Source organism: Nocardia sp. NPDC050412 (assembly GCF_044458825.1).
Lineage (GTDB): Bacteria > Actinomycetota > Actinomycetes > Mycobacteriales > Mycobacteriaceae > Nocardia.
Genome location: NZ_JBITIJ010000002.1, coordinates 820,729 through 837,673, shown reverse-complemented (window position 1 = coordinate 837,673; position 16,945 = coordinate 820,729). Strand labels below are relative to the sequence as shown.

At 66.9% G+C, this 16,945-nt stretch carries 16 protein-coding genes; 8 read left to right on the top strand and 8 right to left on the bottom strand.

Features of this window, described 5'->3' with window-relative positions:
* Window positions 1-34: 34 nt before the first annotated feature.
* On the bottom strand, window positions 35-1,072 hold the full coding sequence (locus tag ACIBI6_RS07770; protein ID WP_396955587.1) for a hemin ABC transporter substrate-binding protein: 1,038 nt from the start codon (window positions 1,070-1,072) through the stop codon (window positions 35-37).
* A 28-nt stretch (window positions 1,073-1,100) separates the two neighbouring features.
* Entirely contained in the window at window positions 1,101-2,078 is a 978-nt protein-coding gene (locus ACIBI6_RS07765; protein ID WP_364348481.1) for an aldo/keto reductase, read from the bottom strand.
* A gap of 237 nt (window positions 2,079-2,315) precedes the next feature.
* Between ACIBI6_RS07765 and ACIBI6_RS07760 the strand changes: the two genes are divergently transcribed.
* The 4 genes from ACIBI6_RS07760 to ACIBI6_RS07745 all read left to right on the top strand — a co-directional run bounded on the left by ACIBI6_RS07760 (window position 2,316) and on the right by ACIBI6_RS07745 (window position 5,465).
* Window positions 2,316-3,245 carry an undecaprenyl-diphosphate phosphatase gene (locus ACIBI6_RS07760; protein ID WP_364348478.1) on the top strand — a complete coding sequence of 310 codons (930 nt, stop codon included), beginning with the start codon at window positions 2,316-2,318 and terminating at the stop codon, window positions 3,243-3,245.
* Window positions 3,246-3,261: 16 nt separating this feature from the next.
* The gene (locus ACIBI6_RS07755) at window positions 3,262-4,002 is read left to right on the top strand and encodes a histidine phosphatase family protein (RefSeq protein WP_364348211.1); all 741 of its coding nucleotides are present in this window, start codon (window positions 3,262-3,264) and stop codon (window positions 4,000-4,002) included.
* 83 nt (window positions 4,003-4,085) lie between these two features.
* Window positions 4,086-4,670: a DUF3090 domain-containing protein gene (locus ACIBI6_RS07750; RefSeq protein WP_364348208.1), complete on the top strand. Its 585-nt coding sequence runs from the start codon at window positions 4,086-4,088 to the stop codon at window positions 4,668-4,670.
* A gap of 3 nt (window positions 4,671-4,673) precedes the next feature.
* A complete protein-coding gene (locus tag ACIBI6_RS07745; RefSeq protein ID WP_364348205.1) occupies window positions 4,674-5,465 on the top strand; it encodes an SCO1664 family protein in 792 nt (263 codons plus the stop codon).
* 79 nt (window positions 5,466-5,544) lie between these two features.
* Here the strand turns inward: ACIBI6_RS07745 and ACIBI6_RS07740 are convergent, their stop codons facing one another.
* Window positions 5,545-6,417, bottom strand: a complete 873-nt coding sequence (locus ACIBI6_RS07740) for an LLM class flavin-dependent oxidoreductase (protein ID WP_396955586.1) — start codon at window positions 6,415-6,417, stop codon at window positions 5,545-5,547.
* 239 nt (window positions 6,418-6,656) lie between these two features.
* Here ACIBI6_RS07740 and mshC point away from each other — a divergent pair, with 239 nt between their 5' ends.
* On the top strand, window positions 6,657-7,895 hold the full coding sequence (gene mshC, locus ACIBI6_RS07735; protein WP_364348202.1) for a cysteine--1-D-myo-inosityl 2-amino-2-deoxy-alpha-D-glucopyranoside ligase: 1,239 nt from the start codon (window positions 6,657-6,659) through the stop codon (window positions 7,893-7,895).
* Between the two features lie 67 nt (window positions 7,896-7,962).
* Here the strand turns inward: mshC and ACIBI6_RS07730 are convergent, their stop codons facing one another.
* Window positions 7,963-8,559 (bottom strand): hypothetical protein, encoded by a 597-nt coding sequence (locus ACIBI6_RS07730; RefSeq protein WP_364348199.1) that lies wholly within the window; start codon window positions 8,557-8,559, stop codon window positions 7,963-7,965.
* 235 nt (window positions 8,560-8,794) lie between these two features.
* Here ACIBI6_RS07730 and ACIBI6_RS07725 point away from each other — a divergent pair, with 235 nt between their 5' ends.
* Window positions 8,795-9,832 (top strand): MBL fold metallo-hydrolase, encoded by a 1,038-nt coding sequence (locus ACIBI6_RS07725; RefSeq protein WP_364348196.1) that lies wholly within the window; start codon window positions 8,795-8,797, stop codon window positions 9,830-9,832.
* A 98-nt stretch (window positions 9,833-9,930) separates the two neighbouring features.
* Here the strand turns inward: ACIBI6_RS07725 and ACIBI6_RS07720 are convergent, their stop codons facing one another.
* Complete coding sequence (locus ACIBI6_RS07720; protein WP_396955585.1) at window positions 9,931-10,593, bottom strand: TetR/AcrR family transcriptional regulator; 663 nt, start codon at window positions 10,591-10,593, stop codon at window positions 9,931-9,933.
* 116 nt (window positions 10,594-10,709) lie between these two features.
* On the opposite strand from ACIBI6_RS07720, the gene ACIBI6_RS07715 reads away from it, so the two are divergent.
* Window positions 10,710-12,131, top strand: a complete 1,422-nt coding sequence (locus tag ACIBI6_RS07715; RefSeq protein ID WP_364348190.1) for a cytochrome P450 — start codon at window positions 10,710-10,712, stop codon at window positions 12,129-12,131.
* The gene (locus ACIBI6_RS07710) at window positions 12,128-12,319 is read left to right on the top strand and encodes a ferredoxin (protein WP_364348187.1); all 192 of its coding nucleotides are present in this window, start codon (window positions 12,128-12,130) and stop codon (window positions 12,317-12,319) included. Before ACIBI6_RS07715 ends, ACIBI6_RS07710 begins: the two co-directional genes overlap by 4 nt.
* Before the next feature lie 67 nt (window positions 12,320-12,386).
* On the opposite strand, the gene fadD11 is transcribed toward ACIBI6_RS07710, so the two are convergent.
* The 3 genes from fadD11 to ACIBI6_RS07695 form a co-directional block, all read right to left on the bottom strand.
* A complete protein-coding gene (gene fadD11 / locus ACIBI6_RS07705) occupies window positions 12,387-14,201 on the bottom strand; it encodes a fatty acid--CoA ligase FadD11 (protein ID WP_396955584.1) in 1,815 nt (604 codons plus the stop codon).
* A 109-nt stretch (window positions 14,202-14,310) separates the two neighbouring features.
* The gene (locus ACIBI6_RS07700) at window positions 14,311-15,465 is read right to left on the bottom strand and encodes a methyltransferase (protein ID WP_396955583.1); all 1,155 of its coding nucleotides are present in this window, start codon (window positions 15,463-15,465) and stop codon (window positions 14,311-14,313) included.
* Between the two features lie 283 nt (window positions 15,466-15,748).
* On the bottom strand, window positions 15,749-16,918 hold the full coding sequence (locus ACIBI6_RS07695) for a lipase family protein (protein ID WP_396955582.1): 1,170 nt from the start codon (window positions 16,916-16,918) through the stop codon (window positions 15,749-15,751).
* Between the last annotated feature and the right edge of the window lie 27 nt (window positions 16,919-16,945).

Here is a 16,945-nt window from a genome sequence, read left to right as displayed (position 1 = left end):
GGCACCTCGCCGCCATCCGCCCGTGACCTGCCGCTCATGCGGGCTTGGTGCCGTACACGGCCTCGCTGAGGGCGGCGATCACCCGGCCGGTATTCGGGCCGAAGCTCAACACCACCGAGTCGGCCATATCGACCACGCGCTTGTTGCGTCCGGCGGGTGTCTGGGCGATGCCCGGCACTTTTTCCAGTCCGTCGACGCCGCCGACAGACTTCAGCCCATCCGACATCACCAGCAGCACATCCGGTGCGGCCGCGATCATGGCCTCACTGGTGATCGCGACGAACGGCTCGGTCAACCCGGCCGCAGAGCCCGCATCACGTGCGCCGAGCGCGGTGATGAGGGCGTCGGCGCCGGAGCCGGGTCCGGCGAGCATGGTGATGGCGGTGCTGCGCAGGTAGAGAAAGGCGACGGTGAGGGCTTTGTCCTGCTTCGGCACCCCGGCACTGGCGGCGGCGATTTCGTCGCGGGTGCGCTGAGCAAGGGCCTGGCCGCGATCGGGTACACCGAGTGCGGCGGCGACTGCCACGATCTGCGGTACCACGCCGTCCATGGTGCGCTGCGGATCGAAGTAGACGACGGTCACCCCGGCCGCGCGCAACTGCTCACGCACCTGCGGGGCGGCGCTGGTGCTATCGGTGAGAAAGACCGAAGGACGCAGTGCCAGAACGGATTCCACGTTCAGCGAACCGCTGCCACCGGTCACGATCGGCAGATTCGCCACTGCGGGAAACCCGGCCGCGGTGCTGCGCCCGACCAGTTTGGCGCCCAAACCCAACGCCCAGACCGTCTGCGCGAGGGTACCGAAGCGGTCGGCGGCGATGATGCGGCTGGCATCGGTGATGGTGACTTCGGCGCCGTCGAACGATCGGACGATCGCGGGCAGCGCGGGCGTAGGTTCGGGCCCGATCGGCACCGGGTCGAGGTTCTCCAGTTTCGCGGTGACCGGCCCGCGGCCGCCGCTGCCCGTGGCATCACTGTCGGTACCGCAGGCCGAACCGACCAGCAGGGTCAGTGCCAGCAGGGCCAGGAGGGAACGCACCCCGCCGGATCGGACACGGTCGAGAAACCTCATGCAGGTAAGGCTAGCCTCCCGCATCGATTCACCCCGCCGCGCGTGCGCTGACATCGTCGAGCGCGGCCGCGATGGCACGCGGCAGTTCCAAAGTCTCGGCGGCCAGTACCCCGGTGAACTGGCCGATATCGCGTGCGCCGACGATCATGCTCGCGATGCCCGGACGGTCCCGGATCCAGGCCAGCGCAACGGCCAATGGTGAGGTGGCAAGTCCGTCGGCAGCGGTCACCAACGCTTCGACCACCCGGGTCGCATGGTCGTCGAGCCGGTGCCGGATCTCGGCGGCGGTCGCCTCGTCCGCACCGCGCGAATCGGCGGGCACCCCATCGCGGTATTTGCCGGTGAGAATGCCCCCGGCCAGCGGCGCGGTGGCGATCAACCCCACACCATGATGCTGGGCGGCCGGAATGAATTCGGTTTCGGTGTCGCGGGCCAGCAGCGAGTACGGGGTCTGGGCGACGGTGACGGGCGCGACCGCCGCCAGGCTGGCGACCTGCCACGCGTTGAACCCGCGCGCCCCCGCGTAACGCACCCGCCCGGAGCGCACCGCGAATTCGAGGGTGGCGGCGACCTCGTCCAGCGGAGTCGCCGGATCCCAGGCGGCGACATGCCAGATATCGAGATAGTCGGTGCCCAATTCGAGCAGCGTCCGATCCAGCTGGCGCAGCAGCGCGCGCCGCGAGGTGTCCACGGCCGGCCGCACCGGCTCCGGCTCGGGCACGTTCGGTCCGACGGGTGCGGGTGTGATCCACGGCGCGACACCCGCGCAGCCACTGAGCACCAGCTCGTCGCGGGAGACCAGATCGCCGAGCAGTTCGGCCAGGATCCGTTGTGCCGCACCGCCGGCGTAGGCGGGGGAGGTGTCGACCAATGTGCCGCCCGCCTCGGCGAAAGCCACCAACTGCACCGCAGCATCGTCGGCATCGGTATGCGCACCCCAGGTGTGGGTCGCAAGTCCTATCCGGGACACCCGTAGGCCGCTGCGGCCGACCGTCCGCTGTTCCATCACCGTGCCCGCGCTATCGTCACGGCGCCAAGCCTAGAGTGTGGATACGCAACTCGACGCCCACCAGCGCCGTGGGTCGCACGGTCGAGCCGGGCATGCCGACGCCATCTCGACACTGTACTGTCGCTGCGTGATTGCGGCGGTGGTCACAGTGATGGGATCGATCGCCGGACCAATTGCCCAGTAGGAACATATATTTCGGGCGGAAGTGGAGGCTGGTTCGTGGTCGGCGAGTCGATGACCTGGGTGCAGGCCTTGATTCTTGGTCTGGTGCAGGGTCTCACGGAATTTCTGCCGATCTCCTCTTCGGCGCATCTGCGCATCGTGTCCTCGGTGTTCTTCGGCGATGACGCGGGCGCCTCGTTCACCGCGGTAACCCAGTTGGGCACCGAGGCGGCGGTGCTGGTGTTCTTCGCCAAGGACATCTGGCGGATCATCGTCGCGTGGTTCGCCGGCGTGCGCGATCGGCTGACCAGCCGTGGCGAGCCGGAGCTGCCGCTGCACGACCAGCCCACCATGCGACTTCCGGTCATCACCGCCGATCACAAGCGCGTGCTGGACGAGCAGGCGCAGCGTGAACTCGACTATCGCATCGGCTGGTATGTGATCATCGCGACGATCCCGATCGGGGTGCTCGGGTTCCTGTTCAAGGATCAGATCCGCACCGGCGCCCGCAATCTGTGGCTGGTGTCGTTCATGCTGATCGCGTTCGCGCTGGTCATCGCGGCCGGTGAGTACTACGGGCGCAAGATCCGCCCGATCGAGCAGCTGACTACCCGCGACGGTTTGATCATGGGCTTCGCGCAATGTCTGGCCTTGATCCCGGGTGTGTCGCGTTCGGGCGCGACCGCGACGGCGGGTCTGTTCCTCGGGCTGGAGCGCGAAGCGGCGGTGCGGTTCTCGTTCCTACTCGCCATTCCCGCGGTGACGGCATCAGGCCTGTTCAGCCTGCCGGATGCGTTCGAACCGGCGGGTGAGGGCCTCAATGCCAGCGGTCCGCAGCTGCTGGTCGCGACGATTCTGGCGTTCGTGGTCGGGTATGCCTCGGTGGCGTGGCTGTTGAAGTTCGTCGGCAAACATTCTCTGGACTGGTTCGTCGGCTACCGCATCGTGCTCGGGCTGACGGTCATGGGCCTGCTCGCGAGCGGAGTGGTTTCGGCGACATGATCGTTAGGCTGGTGCCATGACGGTGATCCTGCTGCGGCACGGTGTTTCGACCTCGAATACCGCCCGCACCCTCGCCGGGCGCAGTGCGGGCGTCGATCTGACCGAGCACGGCAATACCCAGGCACGCGACGTCGCCGAACGGCTCGCCGCGCTGCCGATCGAGCACATCGTGCATTCGCCGCTGCTGCGCTGTCAGCGCACGGTCGCGCCGCTTGCGGAAAAGCTCGGTCTGGAACCGCAATACGATGATCGGTTGATCGAGGTCGACTATGGCGACTGGACCGGCAAAGCGATCGCGGATCTGCTGACCGAACCGCTGTGGAAGGTGGTGCAGCGGCACGCCTCGGGCGCGGTTTTCCCCAGCGGCGAAGGTCTGGCACAGGTGCAGATCCGTGCCGTGGCCGCGGTGCGCGAGCACGATCGACGCTTCGCCGAAAAGGCGGGTCACGATGTGTTGTGGGTGGCGTGCACGCACGGCGACGTGATCAAATCCGTGCTTGCCGACGCGCTCGGTCTGCACCTCGACGGTTTCCAGCGCATTGTGGTCGAACCCGCCTCGATCAGCATCGTGCGCTACACCCCGACCGCGCCGTATGTGGTTCGGCTCAATGACACGGGGGATCTGTCCGGTTTGGCTATCAAACCGCAACGGCCCGCCGCAGATTCCGGGACTCCCGCAGACCCTGAAGCCGGTCCGGTTCCCGGTGGCGAGCTCGGTGCGACCCCGAGTGCGGATAATGGGAATGCGGAGCTTTGAGATTCCTTGTAAACGAGTAGGTGGCGTGTTGCGGAGTCCAGCGCCGCGGGTAGTCGATCAGGGTCACGTATCAGGAGGTGCAGATGTCTCGCGCAATCCACGTATTTCGCACCCCCGATCGTTTTGTCGCCGGGACCGTCGGTGAGCCGGGCGATCGCTCGTTCTACCTGCAGGCGGTGCAGGAACCACGGGTGGTCAGCGTGTTGCTGGAGAAGCAGCAGGTAAAGGTGCTCGCCGATCGGATGGGTCTGCTGCTGGACGAGGTCGCGCGCCGCTTCGGCGCCGAGGTGCCGCCGCAGGCCGAGGACATTGCCGACAGCGACCCGCTGCTGACCCCGATCGACGCCGAGTTCCGGGTCGGCACCATGGGCTTGGGCTGGGACGCCGATGCTGGTGCGGTGGTGGTGGAGTTGCTGGCGATCACCGAAACCGAGGTCGACGAGTCGGTGGTGCTCGATGACACCGAGGAGGGTCCCGACGCGGTGCGGGTGTTCCTGACCCCGATCCAGGCGCGGGAGTTCGCGTTGCGCTCCACCCGGGTGATCGCGGCGGGTCGGCCGCCGTGTCCGCTGTGTGGGGAACCGCTCTCGTCGCGCGGACATATGTGTGTGCGAACCAACGGATATAAGCGCGGGGATATTTTCGGCGCGGCCGAGCTAGAGGAGTAGTCCGTGGCCGAGCCTCGGTGGCACACCGCGGAATTGACGGTGATCGGGCGGGTGACGACCGCGAGCAATGTCACCCTCGTCTGCGATGCGGATGGCTTCGACGGCGTTCGCGTGGTCTACAAGCCGGTGCGCGGGGAGCGGCCGCTGTGGGATTTCCCGGACGGCACCCTGGCCGGGCGTGAGGTGGCCTCCTATCGGGTGTCGGATGCCCTCGGATGGGGTGTCATTCCGGAGACGATTCTGCGCGATGGCCCCTACGGGCCGGGCATGGTGCAGCGGTGGGTGGAGTCGGTGGACAACCACACCGATCAGGGCGACCGGCTGGATCTGGTGGATCTGGTGCCGTTGGGTGCGGTGCCGGACGGGTTCTGCGAGGTGCTGCGCGCCCAGGATGCGGCGGGTAACGAGGTGTCGCTGATCCATGCCGACGATCCACGGTTGCAGCGGATGGCGGTGCTCGATGTGTTGCTCAACAATGCCGACCGCAAGGGCGGGCACGCGTTGGAAGGTACCGACGGGCAGGTCTACGGTGTCGACCACGGTATCTGCCTGCACACCGAGCACAAGTTGCGCACGGTGCTGTGGGGGTGGGCGGGCAAACCCATCTGTGACGGGTTGATGGCCGATATCGCCGCCTTCGCCAAGGAGCTACCCGGCACGCTCGCCGATGATCTCGCACCGCATCTCACCGATGCCGAGATCGAGGCGCTCGCCGACCGTGCGCGGGAGTTGCTGGACGATCCGGTGATGCCGATGCCGAGGACCTCGCGACCGATTCCGTGGCCCGCGTTCTGAGTCGTGCGCTGCCTGCGATAGCGGACGGCGCCGTGTTGCGAACACTGTGGTCGCGCCGGCCGACGGGGTCGTACCGCGCTCAGCTCAGTAGCGGGCGGACCTCGGCCCCGGCGAAGCGGACGAATCCGACCAGGTCGGGATCGTCGTCGGCGGGTTCGAGGACGACGGTGTCCGCTCCTGCCTCGGCGTAGCGGCGGACGGCTTCCGCGATGGCGTGTGCGTCGCCCGCGACGCCTGCCTCGGGCGGGTGCTCACCGGAGTTGCGCTGCTGGGCCGCGGTCAGGCGTTCGACCGCGTCCGGGCCGGTGGCGGTGAGCAGGTTGACGATGACGCGATGCGGTTCGGTGCGTTGGACTTTCGCGCGGCCTTCCTCGATACGCGCTCGGGCGGCGCGGACGCCGTCTGGGGTGGTTCGTGAGGTGAGGATGGTGGCGTCGGCTAGTTCACCGGACAGTCGCAGGGTCTGCGGGCCGGTCGCGGCGGCGGTGAGCGGTGGGGGCGTGCTGGGCGGCCAGGCCAGGGCGACATTGTCCAGGCGCACGTATCGGCCTGCGGCACTGACCTTTTCACCGTTCAACAGCCCGCGCAGCGCACCCAACTGTTCGCGCAGCAGCGTCATCGGCGACTCGACCCGCGCACCGATCTGTCCCATCCAGTCCTGCACTCCGTGCCCGAAACCCGGAATCACCCGGCCCGGATGCAGCCGCAGCAGCGCCGCTACTTCCATTGCCGTGAGCGCCACGTTCCGCAGTGGTACCGGCATCACCCCGATCCCGACACGCACCCGCTCGGTCCGCGCCAACACCGTTGCGGCGGTGGCGATCCCACCGGACCAGAAGCAATCCTCCCACAACCAGAGTTCTTCGAGACCACCGTCCTCGGCCGCGGCCGCCACCGCGAGCAAACGTTCCGGGGAAACCTGGGGCATCGACACCGCACCGAGAACAGTCACCCGTCCAACCTAGCGCGGTCCCACTCGGCCCCGGTCGAATTCGGGCGCACGGTGCTCGCAGCAAACTCATCGACAGTGACCTACGCCACTCGCGGCAATTCGATCCGCCGGACGGCAAACATTGACATCCGACTTTTGCGACATAGGGGCAGGTCAGCTCCGGGGTGGTTGCCATACAACCTACCGTTGCGAGCAGGGTGCGGCGCAATGGCCGCCACCACACCTTTACCCTCGTAATCATGCAGTCCTGGTCCGATACCGCCCTACCGACAATTCCCGGCGCAGGGCCACCGTTGCGGTTGTACGACACCGCCGACCGGCAGGTTCGCCCGGTGACCCCGGGCCCTACGGCCACCATGTACGTCTGCGGGATCACCCCCTATGACGCCACCCATCTCGGGCATGCCGCCACCTACCTGACCTTCGACCTGGTCAACAGGTTGTGGCGCGATGCGGGCCATGAGGTGCACTACGTGCAGAACGTCACCGACGTCGACGACCCGCTGTTCGAGCGCGCGGCCCGTGACGGTGTGGACTGGCGCGATCTGGGCACCCGAGAGATCAATCTGTTCCGCGAGGACATGACTGCCCTGCGCATCGTGCCGCCGCGCGACTACATCGGCGCCGTGGAATCGGTCGACGAGGTCATCGAATTCGTGCAGAAGCTGCTGGCCTCCGGCGCGGCCTACACCGTCGACGACGCCGAATATCCCGACATCTATTTCCGCGCCGACGCCACCGAACAGTTCGGCTACGAATCCGGCTACGACCGCGCAACCATGGAGCGTCTGTTTGCCGAGCGCGGCGGCGACCCGGACCGTCCCGGCAAGCGCGACACCATCGACGCGCTGCTGTGGCGCGCCGCGCGTCCCGACGAGCCGTCGTGGCCGGCGCCGTTCGGTGCGGGGCGACCCGGCTGGCATATCGAGTGTGCGGCGATTGCGCTCAATCGCGTCGGGCCCGAATTCGATATCCAGGGCGGCGGCAGCGACTTGATCTACCCGCACCACGAATACTCCGCCGCACACGCCGAGGCGCTGATCGCGGGCCGCCGCTTCGCCCGCCACTACGTGCACGCCGGCCTCATCGGCTTGGACGGCGAGAAGATGTCCAAATCGCGCGGCAACTTGGTGCTCGTCTCGAAGCTGCGCGCCGCGGGCGTCGACCCCGCCGCCATCCGCCTAGGCCTGCTCGACGGTCACTATCGCCAGGACCGCATGTGGACCGACACCGTCCTCGCCCACGCCACCGCCCGCCTGGACCTGTGGCGCCGAGCCACCGCCCTCACCTGCGGCCCCGCCGCCGAAGACACCGTCGCCCGCCTGCGCCAGCACCTTGCCGACGACCTCGACACACCGAAGGCCCTTGCCGCCGTGGACAACTGGGCCAACCAGGCCCTGAACTACGCAGGTCAGGACCGCGAAGCCCCGGCCCTCATCTCCACCGCCGTGGACGCGCTGCTGGGCGTGCAGTTGTAGTCCGAATCGGTGAAGCGCAGGTTTGCGAACCTGAATCGCGCTGCCCGAGGGGAATTCTGTGCAACACCTACCACGGAAGTAGGTCGGTCACGGCGGGGAGGTCCTTTCCGTCGAGAACCATGTCGACGGTCAGTGCCGACGCCAGCGCCATGCTGGCGAGGGGTTCGGGCAACGGCCGGGTTCTCGCCATGGTGAAATGGCCACGGACCGTCGCGACCTCGTTGTCGGTCTCGTCCCGAATCGACCACGTGGTGATCCGGAGCATGCCGTTGCCGTTCATGCCGCCGACCCGTTGCCCTGCGCCGGAGACGAACGAAAACCGCTTCTGGCCCCAAACCTTTTCCTGCACAGCCTTTCCGATGTACTCACCATCGGGTCCGTGCACGATCAGCGTGTTCTTGAAAACCTTGCGGGGTCGGGTCACGGCGAGGACGCGAGCGCTGAATTCGTCCCGGATCTCCAGGCGGCGTGTGAAGGGGCCGTCGATCCGCAAGAGCAGAAGACGAGCGAACATTTTCCCACGACCCTCGCCGCTCTCGGAAACCGCGCCGATCCGCGCGCCATTCTGGTCGTATATGTCATGCGTCGCAGCCAGATCGAGGATTGTGACGGTCCGGTCGAAAATGAGGGCGGGTGCTGTGTAGAGCGGCTGATGCTGTCGCATGTCGAACACCTCTCCGTCCTGGGCGGGCGCTCCTTCGGTTCCTCGAGCCGATGACAGACTCCTCGTCGATATTGTCCTCAGTTGATGATCCGGTCGCGCGCGTACCGAAATGTTCGGTCCGGATCAGCGCGGGATCGGGGTGTGGGTTGTTCGGGGAGGTGATCCGTGATGTTGTACACGGGTGTGTGGGATTCATCCTCGGGGTTTGGTGGGACGGTGGGCTGCGCTCGGTAGTGTGATCGGCGCTCGTGCGGCGGGGCGGTTGCAGGCCTCGGCGGCGCAGGCGGATCCGCGGACGGTGGCGGCGCGGGTGCGGTTTTTCGGGGCCGATGTCGTGGATCCGGATACCGGTGCGGTACGTGCGGATCGGGTGGTGTTGTCCTGGGTAGGGTGCACGACCTATGCGTTCGCCGTGGCCGGGTCGGTGTTTCTGCTGGATGCGTGGGTGCCGCGGCTGACGAGCACCGGTTATGTGCCCGCGACGGCGCAGGATCTGGCGGATCTGGCGCCGGAGGCGATCTTCATCGGGCATGGGCACTTCGATCATGCCGCTGATGCGGGGCGGGTCGCCGAGGCGTCGGGGGCAGTCGTGTACGGAACCGCCGAGCACGGCGTGAATATCCGCGCGCAGGTGGCGGATTCGACATTCCGGACGGTCGCGCTCGGGGATGGGACGTCGCTGCCAGGGGAACGGCACGAGTTCAGTGTGGGACCGGTCGAGGTCACCGCTATCCGTCACGTGCACTCCGCGCCCACCGCTCCCGAGCGGCCCGGCGGGTCGGCGCCGTTCTTCCCGCTACCGGAGCTGGGCGCGCTGGTGCGGCATCCACCGACGCTGGCCGGTGTTCTGCAGAGTGCGGCGCGCCTGAACGATCCGGAGGGCGGTAGCCTGCTCTACCAATTCCGCATTCCCGGATTCTCGCTGGTCTGGCACGATTCCTCCGGTCCGCTCACGGAGAAGGCCCCGCAGGTCTTCGACGTCTTCGCCGACCTGCCACCCACTGACGTCCAGATCGGCGCGGTCCAGGGCTTCAACCAGATCACCAACGGTCTTCGCGATCCCCGCCGCTACATCGAGGCCATCCGCCCCGAATTGTTCGTCCCCACCCACCACGACAACTGGTTTCCCGGCCTGACCGCCTCCGCCGCCACCTACGACATCCGACTGCGCGGCGAACTGTCGCGCATCCCCACCGACCACCGACCGAACCTGCGCCCTCTGCACGACCCGCTCGACTACGTCAACCCCCACCGCCTGACCTTCCCGCTGTAACCCCAACTCCCACAGCGACTTACAGCTGCTCGCCCGATCTGCGAGGGCCATTCGTCCGAACCTTCTGCCGCACAGATTCCTCCAGACGGCAGGGCCGTTCAGGGGGCTGGTTTGGGTGGGAGGCGGGCGGCCATGGTCGCGAGGTTGTCGGCGAAGGTGAGGACGAATTCGACGCAGAGGTCGATGAGTTCGTCGCGGGTGACGTCGATGCCGCCGTCGAGCCAGGCCAGGATCAGTTCGGCGGCGCCTCCGGTGATCATCAGCGAGACCGCGCGCACCAGGGTGTCGCTGCCCGGCGGCGGGTCGAGCAGGGCACGTTCCTGATCGGCGACGACGTCGGCGATGGTGCGCATGGCGGCGGCGCGGCGGCGCATCAGGGTATCGCTGCCGTGGGCTTCGGCGAAGGCGATGCGGGCGCGGCGGGGGTCGTCGATGACGGAGGTGACGATGGCGGTTACCGCCGCGCGCGTTTTCGCCGCAATCCCCTCCGGTGCCGCGGCAAGCGCGTCGAGGGAACTGCGGACAGCGGTATCGATGATCTCGTCGTGCACCGCGGCGGCCAAGGCGTCGAGATCCGGGAAGCTTTCGTAGAAGAAGCGTGGGCCGACCTTGGCCTGTTCGCAGACTCCGCGCACCGTGGTGGTCGCCCAGCCCTGGGTGCCGATGATGTCCAGGGCAGCGTCCATCAGGCGACGGCGGCGTTCCTCGCGCCGCTGCTCGGCGGAGGCGCCGCGGTAGATCCCGGTCGCTGCCCGTGTCACAGGCTCAGTATGCCGCAGGCAAATCAGGAAACAATCGTTTACGGAAACCATTGATTCCTGTATGGTGTGGATCACATGATTTTCGCAAGGTTGCGAGAGGACGCATGATGTCGACGATGGGCCGACGGGCAAAGTACGCCGCATCCGCGCTGGCCGAGCGCTATCCGACACGGACCCGAGCCCTCGCCGAACCACCCGTCGGTAGCCAATTGCGGCCGATACTAGGCGATTACGGCTTACCGGTGATCGGGCACGCCCTCCCAGCCATGACGGACAACCTCGATTTCGCTCGGCGGCGTTTCGAGAAATACGGTCCCGTGCAGTGGTCCGGACTGCTCGGGCGTCAGGTCGTGATGGTGGTGAGCCCGGAGGCGATCGAGGAGGTGCTCGCGGACCGGGACAAGGTGTACTCCGCCAAGGGCGGCTACGACTTCTTCATCGGCCCGTTCTTCCGTGGCGGCATCCTGCTGCGCGATTTCGACGAGCACCGCTACCACCGGCGCATCCTGCAGCAGGCCTTCACCCGGCAGCGGCTGGTCGGCTACCTCGACATCACCACACCGGCGATCGCCCGCGGCATGGACGACTGGGTGCCCGCCAACGAGTTTCAGCTCTTCCCGGCAACGAAACACCTGCTGCTACGCATGGCATCGGAGGTTTTCATGGGCGCACGCCTCGGCCCCGAGGCAGCGCGGCTCGAACGTGCGTTCATCGATGCGGTGCGCGGCGGACAGGCGTTGGTGCGCACCAATCTGCCCGGCGGTGTGTGGGCGAAGGGCTTGCGCGGGCGCAAGGTACTCGAGGACTACTGCCGCCGGGAAATGCCCGCCCGACGCGCCGGTACCGGTGATGACCTGTTCAGCGTGCTGTGCCACACCGCCAGCGACGAGGGCCACACCTTCACCGATCAGGACATCGTCGACCACCTGATCTTCGTCCTGATGGCCGCACACGACACCAGCACCATCGCACTGGCGATGATGGGCTATCAACTCGGTCTGCACCCCGAATGGCAGGACCGGCTGCGCGCCGAATCGCAAGCGCTGGGCAAGGATTGGCTCGATTACGACGATCTGGACCGGCTGCCCGCTCTGGATCTGGTGTTCAAGGAGATCCTGCGGATGTACTCCCCGGTCGGCCAGCAGATCCGGGAGACGGTGCGCGACACCTCGATTCAAGGCCACTTCCTCCCTGCGGGCACCATCGTCGTCATCGGCTCGCATTCGGCGATGCGCATCGACCGCTGGTGGCGTGACCCGGATGTCTTCGATCCGGAGCGATTCACCGCCGAACGCCACGAGGACAAATCCCATCGCTACGTCTGGGCGCCCTTCGGCGGCGGAGCCCACAAATGCATCGGCCTGTACTTCGGCGGTATGACCGTCAAGGCGATCATGCATCGCATGCTGTTGCACTACCAATGGTCGGTACCCGCCGGATATGCGCCGCCGATGGGTTGGGCGACCGGCCCCATCCCACTCGACGGCCTCCCGATCCAACTGCAAGCCGCACGCGTCGAAACACGGCGGCCCGCATGAAAATCACTGCCGACCGAACCCGCTGCCAAGGCCACGCCATGTGCGAAGCCCTCCTTCCGCACATCTTCCAGGTCGACGACTCCGGCAAAGTCCGCATCCTCACCACCCCCATCCCCACCCGCGACCACCCCGACGCCCAACTCGCCATCGACACCTGCCCCGTCGAAGCCCTCCGCGCCGAGGCGTGAGAACGTGCTGGCGGCCAGGCACTCTCGACGTTCGCCGCCACCGTGACATGGTGATCGCTTGTCCGGGTCAGACCTCGGAGGGGACTTGGGTGGCGGGTTCGTGGGTGGTGGCGGATAGGGTTGGGGTGTAGAGGGTTTCGATTTCGGCGGCGTATTTGGTCGCGATGGGCTTGCGGCGCAGTTTCATGGTGAGGGTGATTTCGTCACCGCCGGGCTCCCAGAAGGTGGGCAGGATGGTGAAGCGTTTGATCTGTTCCACTCGGGACAGTTTCGCGTTGCCCGCGGCGATACCCTGGGCGATTTCGGCGATGACGCCGGGGTCAGCAGCCAAGGCGGTGGCGGAGGCGTCGGGCAGACCTCGTTGGGCCGCATAGGGTGTCGCGGATTCGGCGTCGAGCACGATCAGGGCGGTGTTGTAGGGACGGGCGTCGCCGATGGTGACGATCGAGCCGACCAGTGGGGTGGCGGCCTTGATGGTGTTCTCGATATTGGCCGGGGACATGTTCTTTCCCGCCGCGTTGATGATGAGTTCCTTCTTGCGGTCGACTACGCGCAGGTAGCCGTCCGCGTCGCGGGTCAGGATATCGCCGGTGTGTAGCCAGCCGTCGACGTCGACGGTATCGGCGGTCTTGCCCGGATCCTTGCGGTAGCGCTTCATGACGAGCGGTCCGCGGACCAGGAATTCGCCGTCGTCGGCGATTTTGGCCTCCGAACCGGGCAGCATACGTCCGACGGTTCCCAGGCGCGCCTCGGCGGGTGGGCTAGCGCTGGCCACACAGGTCAGTTCGGACATACCCCAGATCTCGCAGATGGGGATGCCAAGGCCGCAGAAGAAGCCGAGAGTCTGCGGCGGTATCGGCGCGGCGCCCGACATCGCCCACTTCACCTGGTCCAGGCCGAGTTCGGCGCGCAGCTTCGACAGCACCGACTGGTCGGCCTCGGCCCATTCGGCGGCCAACTCCGCATCGACGGTCCCGCCCTCCAGCAGCACGGCGGCCTTGCGTGCGGCCACACCGAGTGCCCATTGCAGTGCGGCCCTTGTGGTTTCGTCGGGTTCATTGGCGACCGAGAATTCGACCGCGGCCTTGAACTTCTCCCACACCCGCGGCACCGCACCCCAAATCGTCGGGCGCGCATCCCGCAGCGCCGCCGGCAGTTGGTCGCGGTCGGGCACGACGGTGATCTGGATGCCGTAGTACTCCTGTAGATATAGCGCGGTGAACCGGTCGGCCATGTGAGCGGTCGGCAGGTAGGAGGTCTGCCGGTCGCCGAATTCCACGGGGAGGACGGCGTTGAAGGCATGCGCCTCGGCGGTCAGGTTGGCGTGGGTGATCTCGACACCCTTGGGATTTCCGGTGGTGCCGGAGGTGTAGACCAGCGTCGCGATATCGTCGGCCCGCACCGACCGCCACGTTGCCTCGAAGTCGAAATCGTTGCGGCCCTTGGCCTTCAGTTCCGCGAGGCTGATCGTTGCGGCGTGCTCGGCATCCATGCACACGATGGTCTCGATCTGGGCACCGCAGGTGCGCACCCGCTCGACGTACTGTTCCTCACAGATCACCACCCGATTGCCCGCATTGCCGAACACATAGTTCAGCTGCTCGGGCGCGAGGGTGTTGTACACCGAGAACGAGGTCGCGCCGGTGTGCTGCGCGCCCACCTCGATCGGATAGAACTCGACCCGATTGGCCATCATCAGCGCGACGGTATCCCCGCGCCCGATGCCGAGCGCATGCAGTCCCGCCGCGATATGGCGAACCTGCTCGGCGTACTCCCGCCAGGTCAACGCGTGCCCGCCACCAATGGAGCGCACCGCGATCGCCTCGGGATCGATCGCCGCCACCCGCTGGAAGGCGGCACAGGAGGTATTCGGTTCGGTCATCGCACACCACAATCACTACGCCCACATTTTCTTCCCGACCGTAAGTTGCCACCCGATCCCGCGTGCCGTTTTCACCGGATTTCGCGGGATGGACCCGCCACCGACAGGATCAGCCAGTGGCTTTGACGAATTCCGGCTGCTGGCACGGTATCTGGGTGGCCAGGCGCCACAGGGAGGTGACTTCTGCGGCTCGGGCTGCGTGCAGCGGGTCCGTGGTGTCGCGAGATCGGGAGTGGCGGGGCCTGGTGTCGATGCGGTCGATGAGGTGCAGGCCTGCCGAGTCGATGGCGGTGAGAAGTTCGGTGCGGGTACGCAGGCCGAGGCGTTCGGCCAGATCGGATAGGACCAGCCAGGCCTCACCGCCGGGTTCGAGGTGCGCGGGGAGTTCGCTCAAGAAGGCGCTGAGCATGGCGCTGTCCGGGTCGTAGACACCCTGTTCGACGGCGGAGGTCGGACGGACCGGGAGCCACGGCGGATTGCAGACGATCAGGTGTGCGCGGCCGCCGGGGTACAGGCCGGGGCCCTGGACATCGATGCGGTTCGTGAGACCGAGGCGGTCGATATTGTCGCGGGCGCAGGCGAGTGCGCGCGGATTGATATCGGTGGCGACGATGTGGTCGACGCCGCGGCGGGCCAGCACGGCCGCGAGCACGCCGGTTCCGGTTCCGAGATCGAAGGCGGTGTGGTGTTCGACCGGTAACGGCGCCTTCGCGACCAGATCGATGTATTCGCCGCGTACAGGGGAGAACACCCCGTAGTGCGGGTGGATCCGCGCGCCGAGGGCAGCTACCGGGACACCATTTTCGCGCCACTCGTGCGCCCCGATCGCGCCGAGTAGTTCGGTCAACGCGATTACCATCGGCTCGCGCGCGGAGCCATAGGCCTCGGTGCACGCCTGCCGCACATCGGGTGCGCGCCGCAATGCCAGCGAATGGTCCGGCTCCAACTGCACGAGCAGCCGGCCCAACACCCGAGCCCGCTGCCCACGCGCCCGCCGATACAGGTGAAAGGATTCGGTCGGGTCCGCGCCCGCCGGTGGGGGTTTGCGGTCGATGCGGCGGCTCAATGCCCGCAACAGCTGGCGCGCGTTGTGGAAATCGCCGCGCCACAGCAGCGCCGTGCCCTGGCAGGCCAGGCGGTAGGCGGTATCTGCGCGCATTCGGTCATCGGCGATGGTGACGTGCGCGGGCGCTGTCGCCGCGCTTTCGGAATACCACTGTGCGCTGCGTTCGGTGTCTGCTTCGGTCCAGTGAATGGTCGACATGGGGTGCTCCTCGTGATCGGACGTGCGATGGCACGGCGAGCACTTCGACGAGGAGCGGTAGAACGGCCTGAGTCAGCGGGGCTGTAAGGACGGACTAGCGGTTCCGCGTCGAAGCGCGAGCACCGAAGTCGCCGAGGACCATACCGAGCGTCATGAGCAGCCCTTTCCCTGAGTCGACACCTCAAGATTCGCACATGAGTCGCCGCTGCTACGCACCGGGTCCGTACTAAGGGTCACCGAAGTCGAATCTGCTCTCGGGTGCCGGAAATGTCGCACGACGCGGTTAGGCGAGGCCCATCCACTTGTCGATCCGATCGATCGCCCCGGGGGTGAACGCACAGGTGACGTGGTCGCACGGCAGCAAGGTCAGAGACACGTCCACCCCGGCGCTCTTCCACTGCTGCTGTAGCGCCTGTGCGCCGGCGGCCGGAATCCATTCGTCGAAGAGCCCGTGCCACAGGTAGATCGGCATCGTCGGGGTCAGGCCACCGGCTTTGGTTTCGCGGTAGATCCGCTGGACGACTTCGGTCGGGTATGGGTCGACCTTGGTCAATGTCCGCAGCGCGACCGGCACAGCACCGAGCAGGGCGGCGCTCGAGCAGAGGTTCTTGTTCTCCTGCGCGGTCCGCACTCCGATGTCGTTGAGCAGGTCGAACGCTTCGGGCGTAGCTCGGGTGACCCCGAGCGCCGCCATCAGATACAGCGCCCCGGCGGGTGGTTTCCCGTCCATCGTCTTGCGCAGCAGGCTCAGGTCGGCGGGTGTGCCACCGGCGGCGGCGCCGAGGATCCGCAGTTCGGGGGCATAGGTTGGCTGCAGCTGTGCCGCCCATACGGTGGCGATCGCGCCGCCGCTGTAGCCGATCATCGTGGTCGCACTGCCTGCCAGTCCGGCCGCTGGAAACTGTAGTGCGGCACGGATTCCGTCGAGCACTTCGCGTGCCTGGGTGGGCCCGTGCGCATAGGCCATCTTGGGGCCTTGATAGTCGGTCATCACGACCGCGTAACCGTGGCCGAGTAGTTGGCGGGTGATATCGGGCGCTTCGATGGAGACCGAGTGGGTCAGTTGGTAGGACGGATTGCATTGCAGCCCGACACTGTCGATCGCGTAGTTGTTGCTGACGACGCGGCCGTTCCAGGTCTTCGGTTTCATGATCGTGGTGATCGCGGCGATCGAACTGCCGTTGGCGGCAGTGGATTTGAACCACACCTGCCAGGCGGCGAAGTCGTTGGTGGCGGCCAGCGGCGGCAGAATCTGCACCGACCGCGATGCCAGGATCGCACCGTTGGGCAGACCGTCGGTATTGAAATGCTGATCGAGGTAGGCGTCGCCGGTCGGGTCGGGATCGAATTCGGCGTAGTCACCGCTGTCGGCCGCGACGAGTGCCGAGGCCGCGAACATGGTGAGCGCGAGGGTGGTCGCGACGCAGAGGGCGCGCCGCGGCAGCCGAAACATGAACATGTCGCCTTTCGCTCGAACAAC

Coding starts and splice junctions, on each gene's coding strand:
- ACIBI6_RS07760 (WP_364348478.1), top strand. CDS start 2,316: ATGACCTGGGTGCAGGCCTTGATTCTTGGTCTGGTGCAGGGTCTCACG.
- ACIBI6_RS07750 (WP_364348208.1), top strand. CDS start 4,086: ATGTCTCGCGCAATCCACGTATTTCGCACCCCCGATCGTTTTGTCGCC.
- ACIBI6_RS07770 (WP_396955587.1), bottom strand. CDS start 1,072: ATGAGGTTTCTCGACCGTGTCCGATCCGGCGGGGTGCGTTCCCTCCTG.
- fadD11 (WP_396955584.1), bottom strand. CDS start 14,201: ATGACCGAACCGAATACCTCCTGTGCCGCCTTCCAGCGGGTGGCGGCG.
- ACIBI6_RS07695 (WP_396955582.1), bottom strand. CDS start 16,918: ATGTTTCGGCTGCCGCGGCGCGCCCTCTGCGTCGCGACCACCCTCGCG.
- ACIBI6_RS07765 (WP_364348481.1), bottom strand. CDS start 2,078: ATGGAACAGCGGACGGTCGGCCGCAGCGGCCTACGGGTGTCCCGGATA.
- ACIBI6_RS07710 (WP_364348187.1), top strand. CDS start 12,128: ATGAAAATCACTGCCGACCGAACCCGCTGCCAAGGCCACGCCATGTGC.
- ACIBI6_RS07700 (WP_396955583.1), bottom strand. CDS start 15,465: ATGTCGACCATTCACTGGACCGAAGCAGACACCGAACGCAGCGCACAG.
- ACIBI6_RS07715 (WP_364348190.1), top strand. CDS start 10,710: ATGGGCCGACGGGCAAAGTACGCCGCATCCGCGCTGGCCGAGCGCTAT.
- ACIBI6_RS07755 (WP_364348211.1), top strand. CDS start 3,262: ATGACGGTGATCCTGCTGCGGCACGGTGTTTCGACCTCGAATACCGCC.
- mshC (WP_364348202.1), top strand. CDS start 6,657: ATGCAGTCCTGGTCCGATACCGCCCTACCGACAATTCCCGGCGCAGGG.
- ACIBI6_RS07730 (WP_364348199.1), bottom strand. CDS start 8,559: ATGCGACAGCATCAGCCGCTCTACACAGCACCCGCCCTCATTTTCGAC.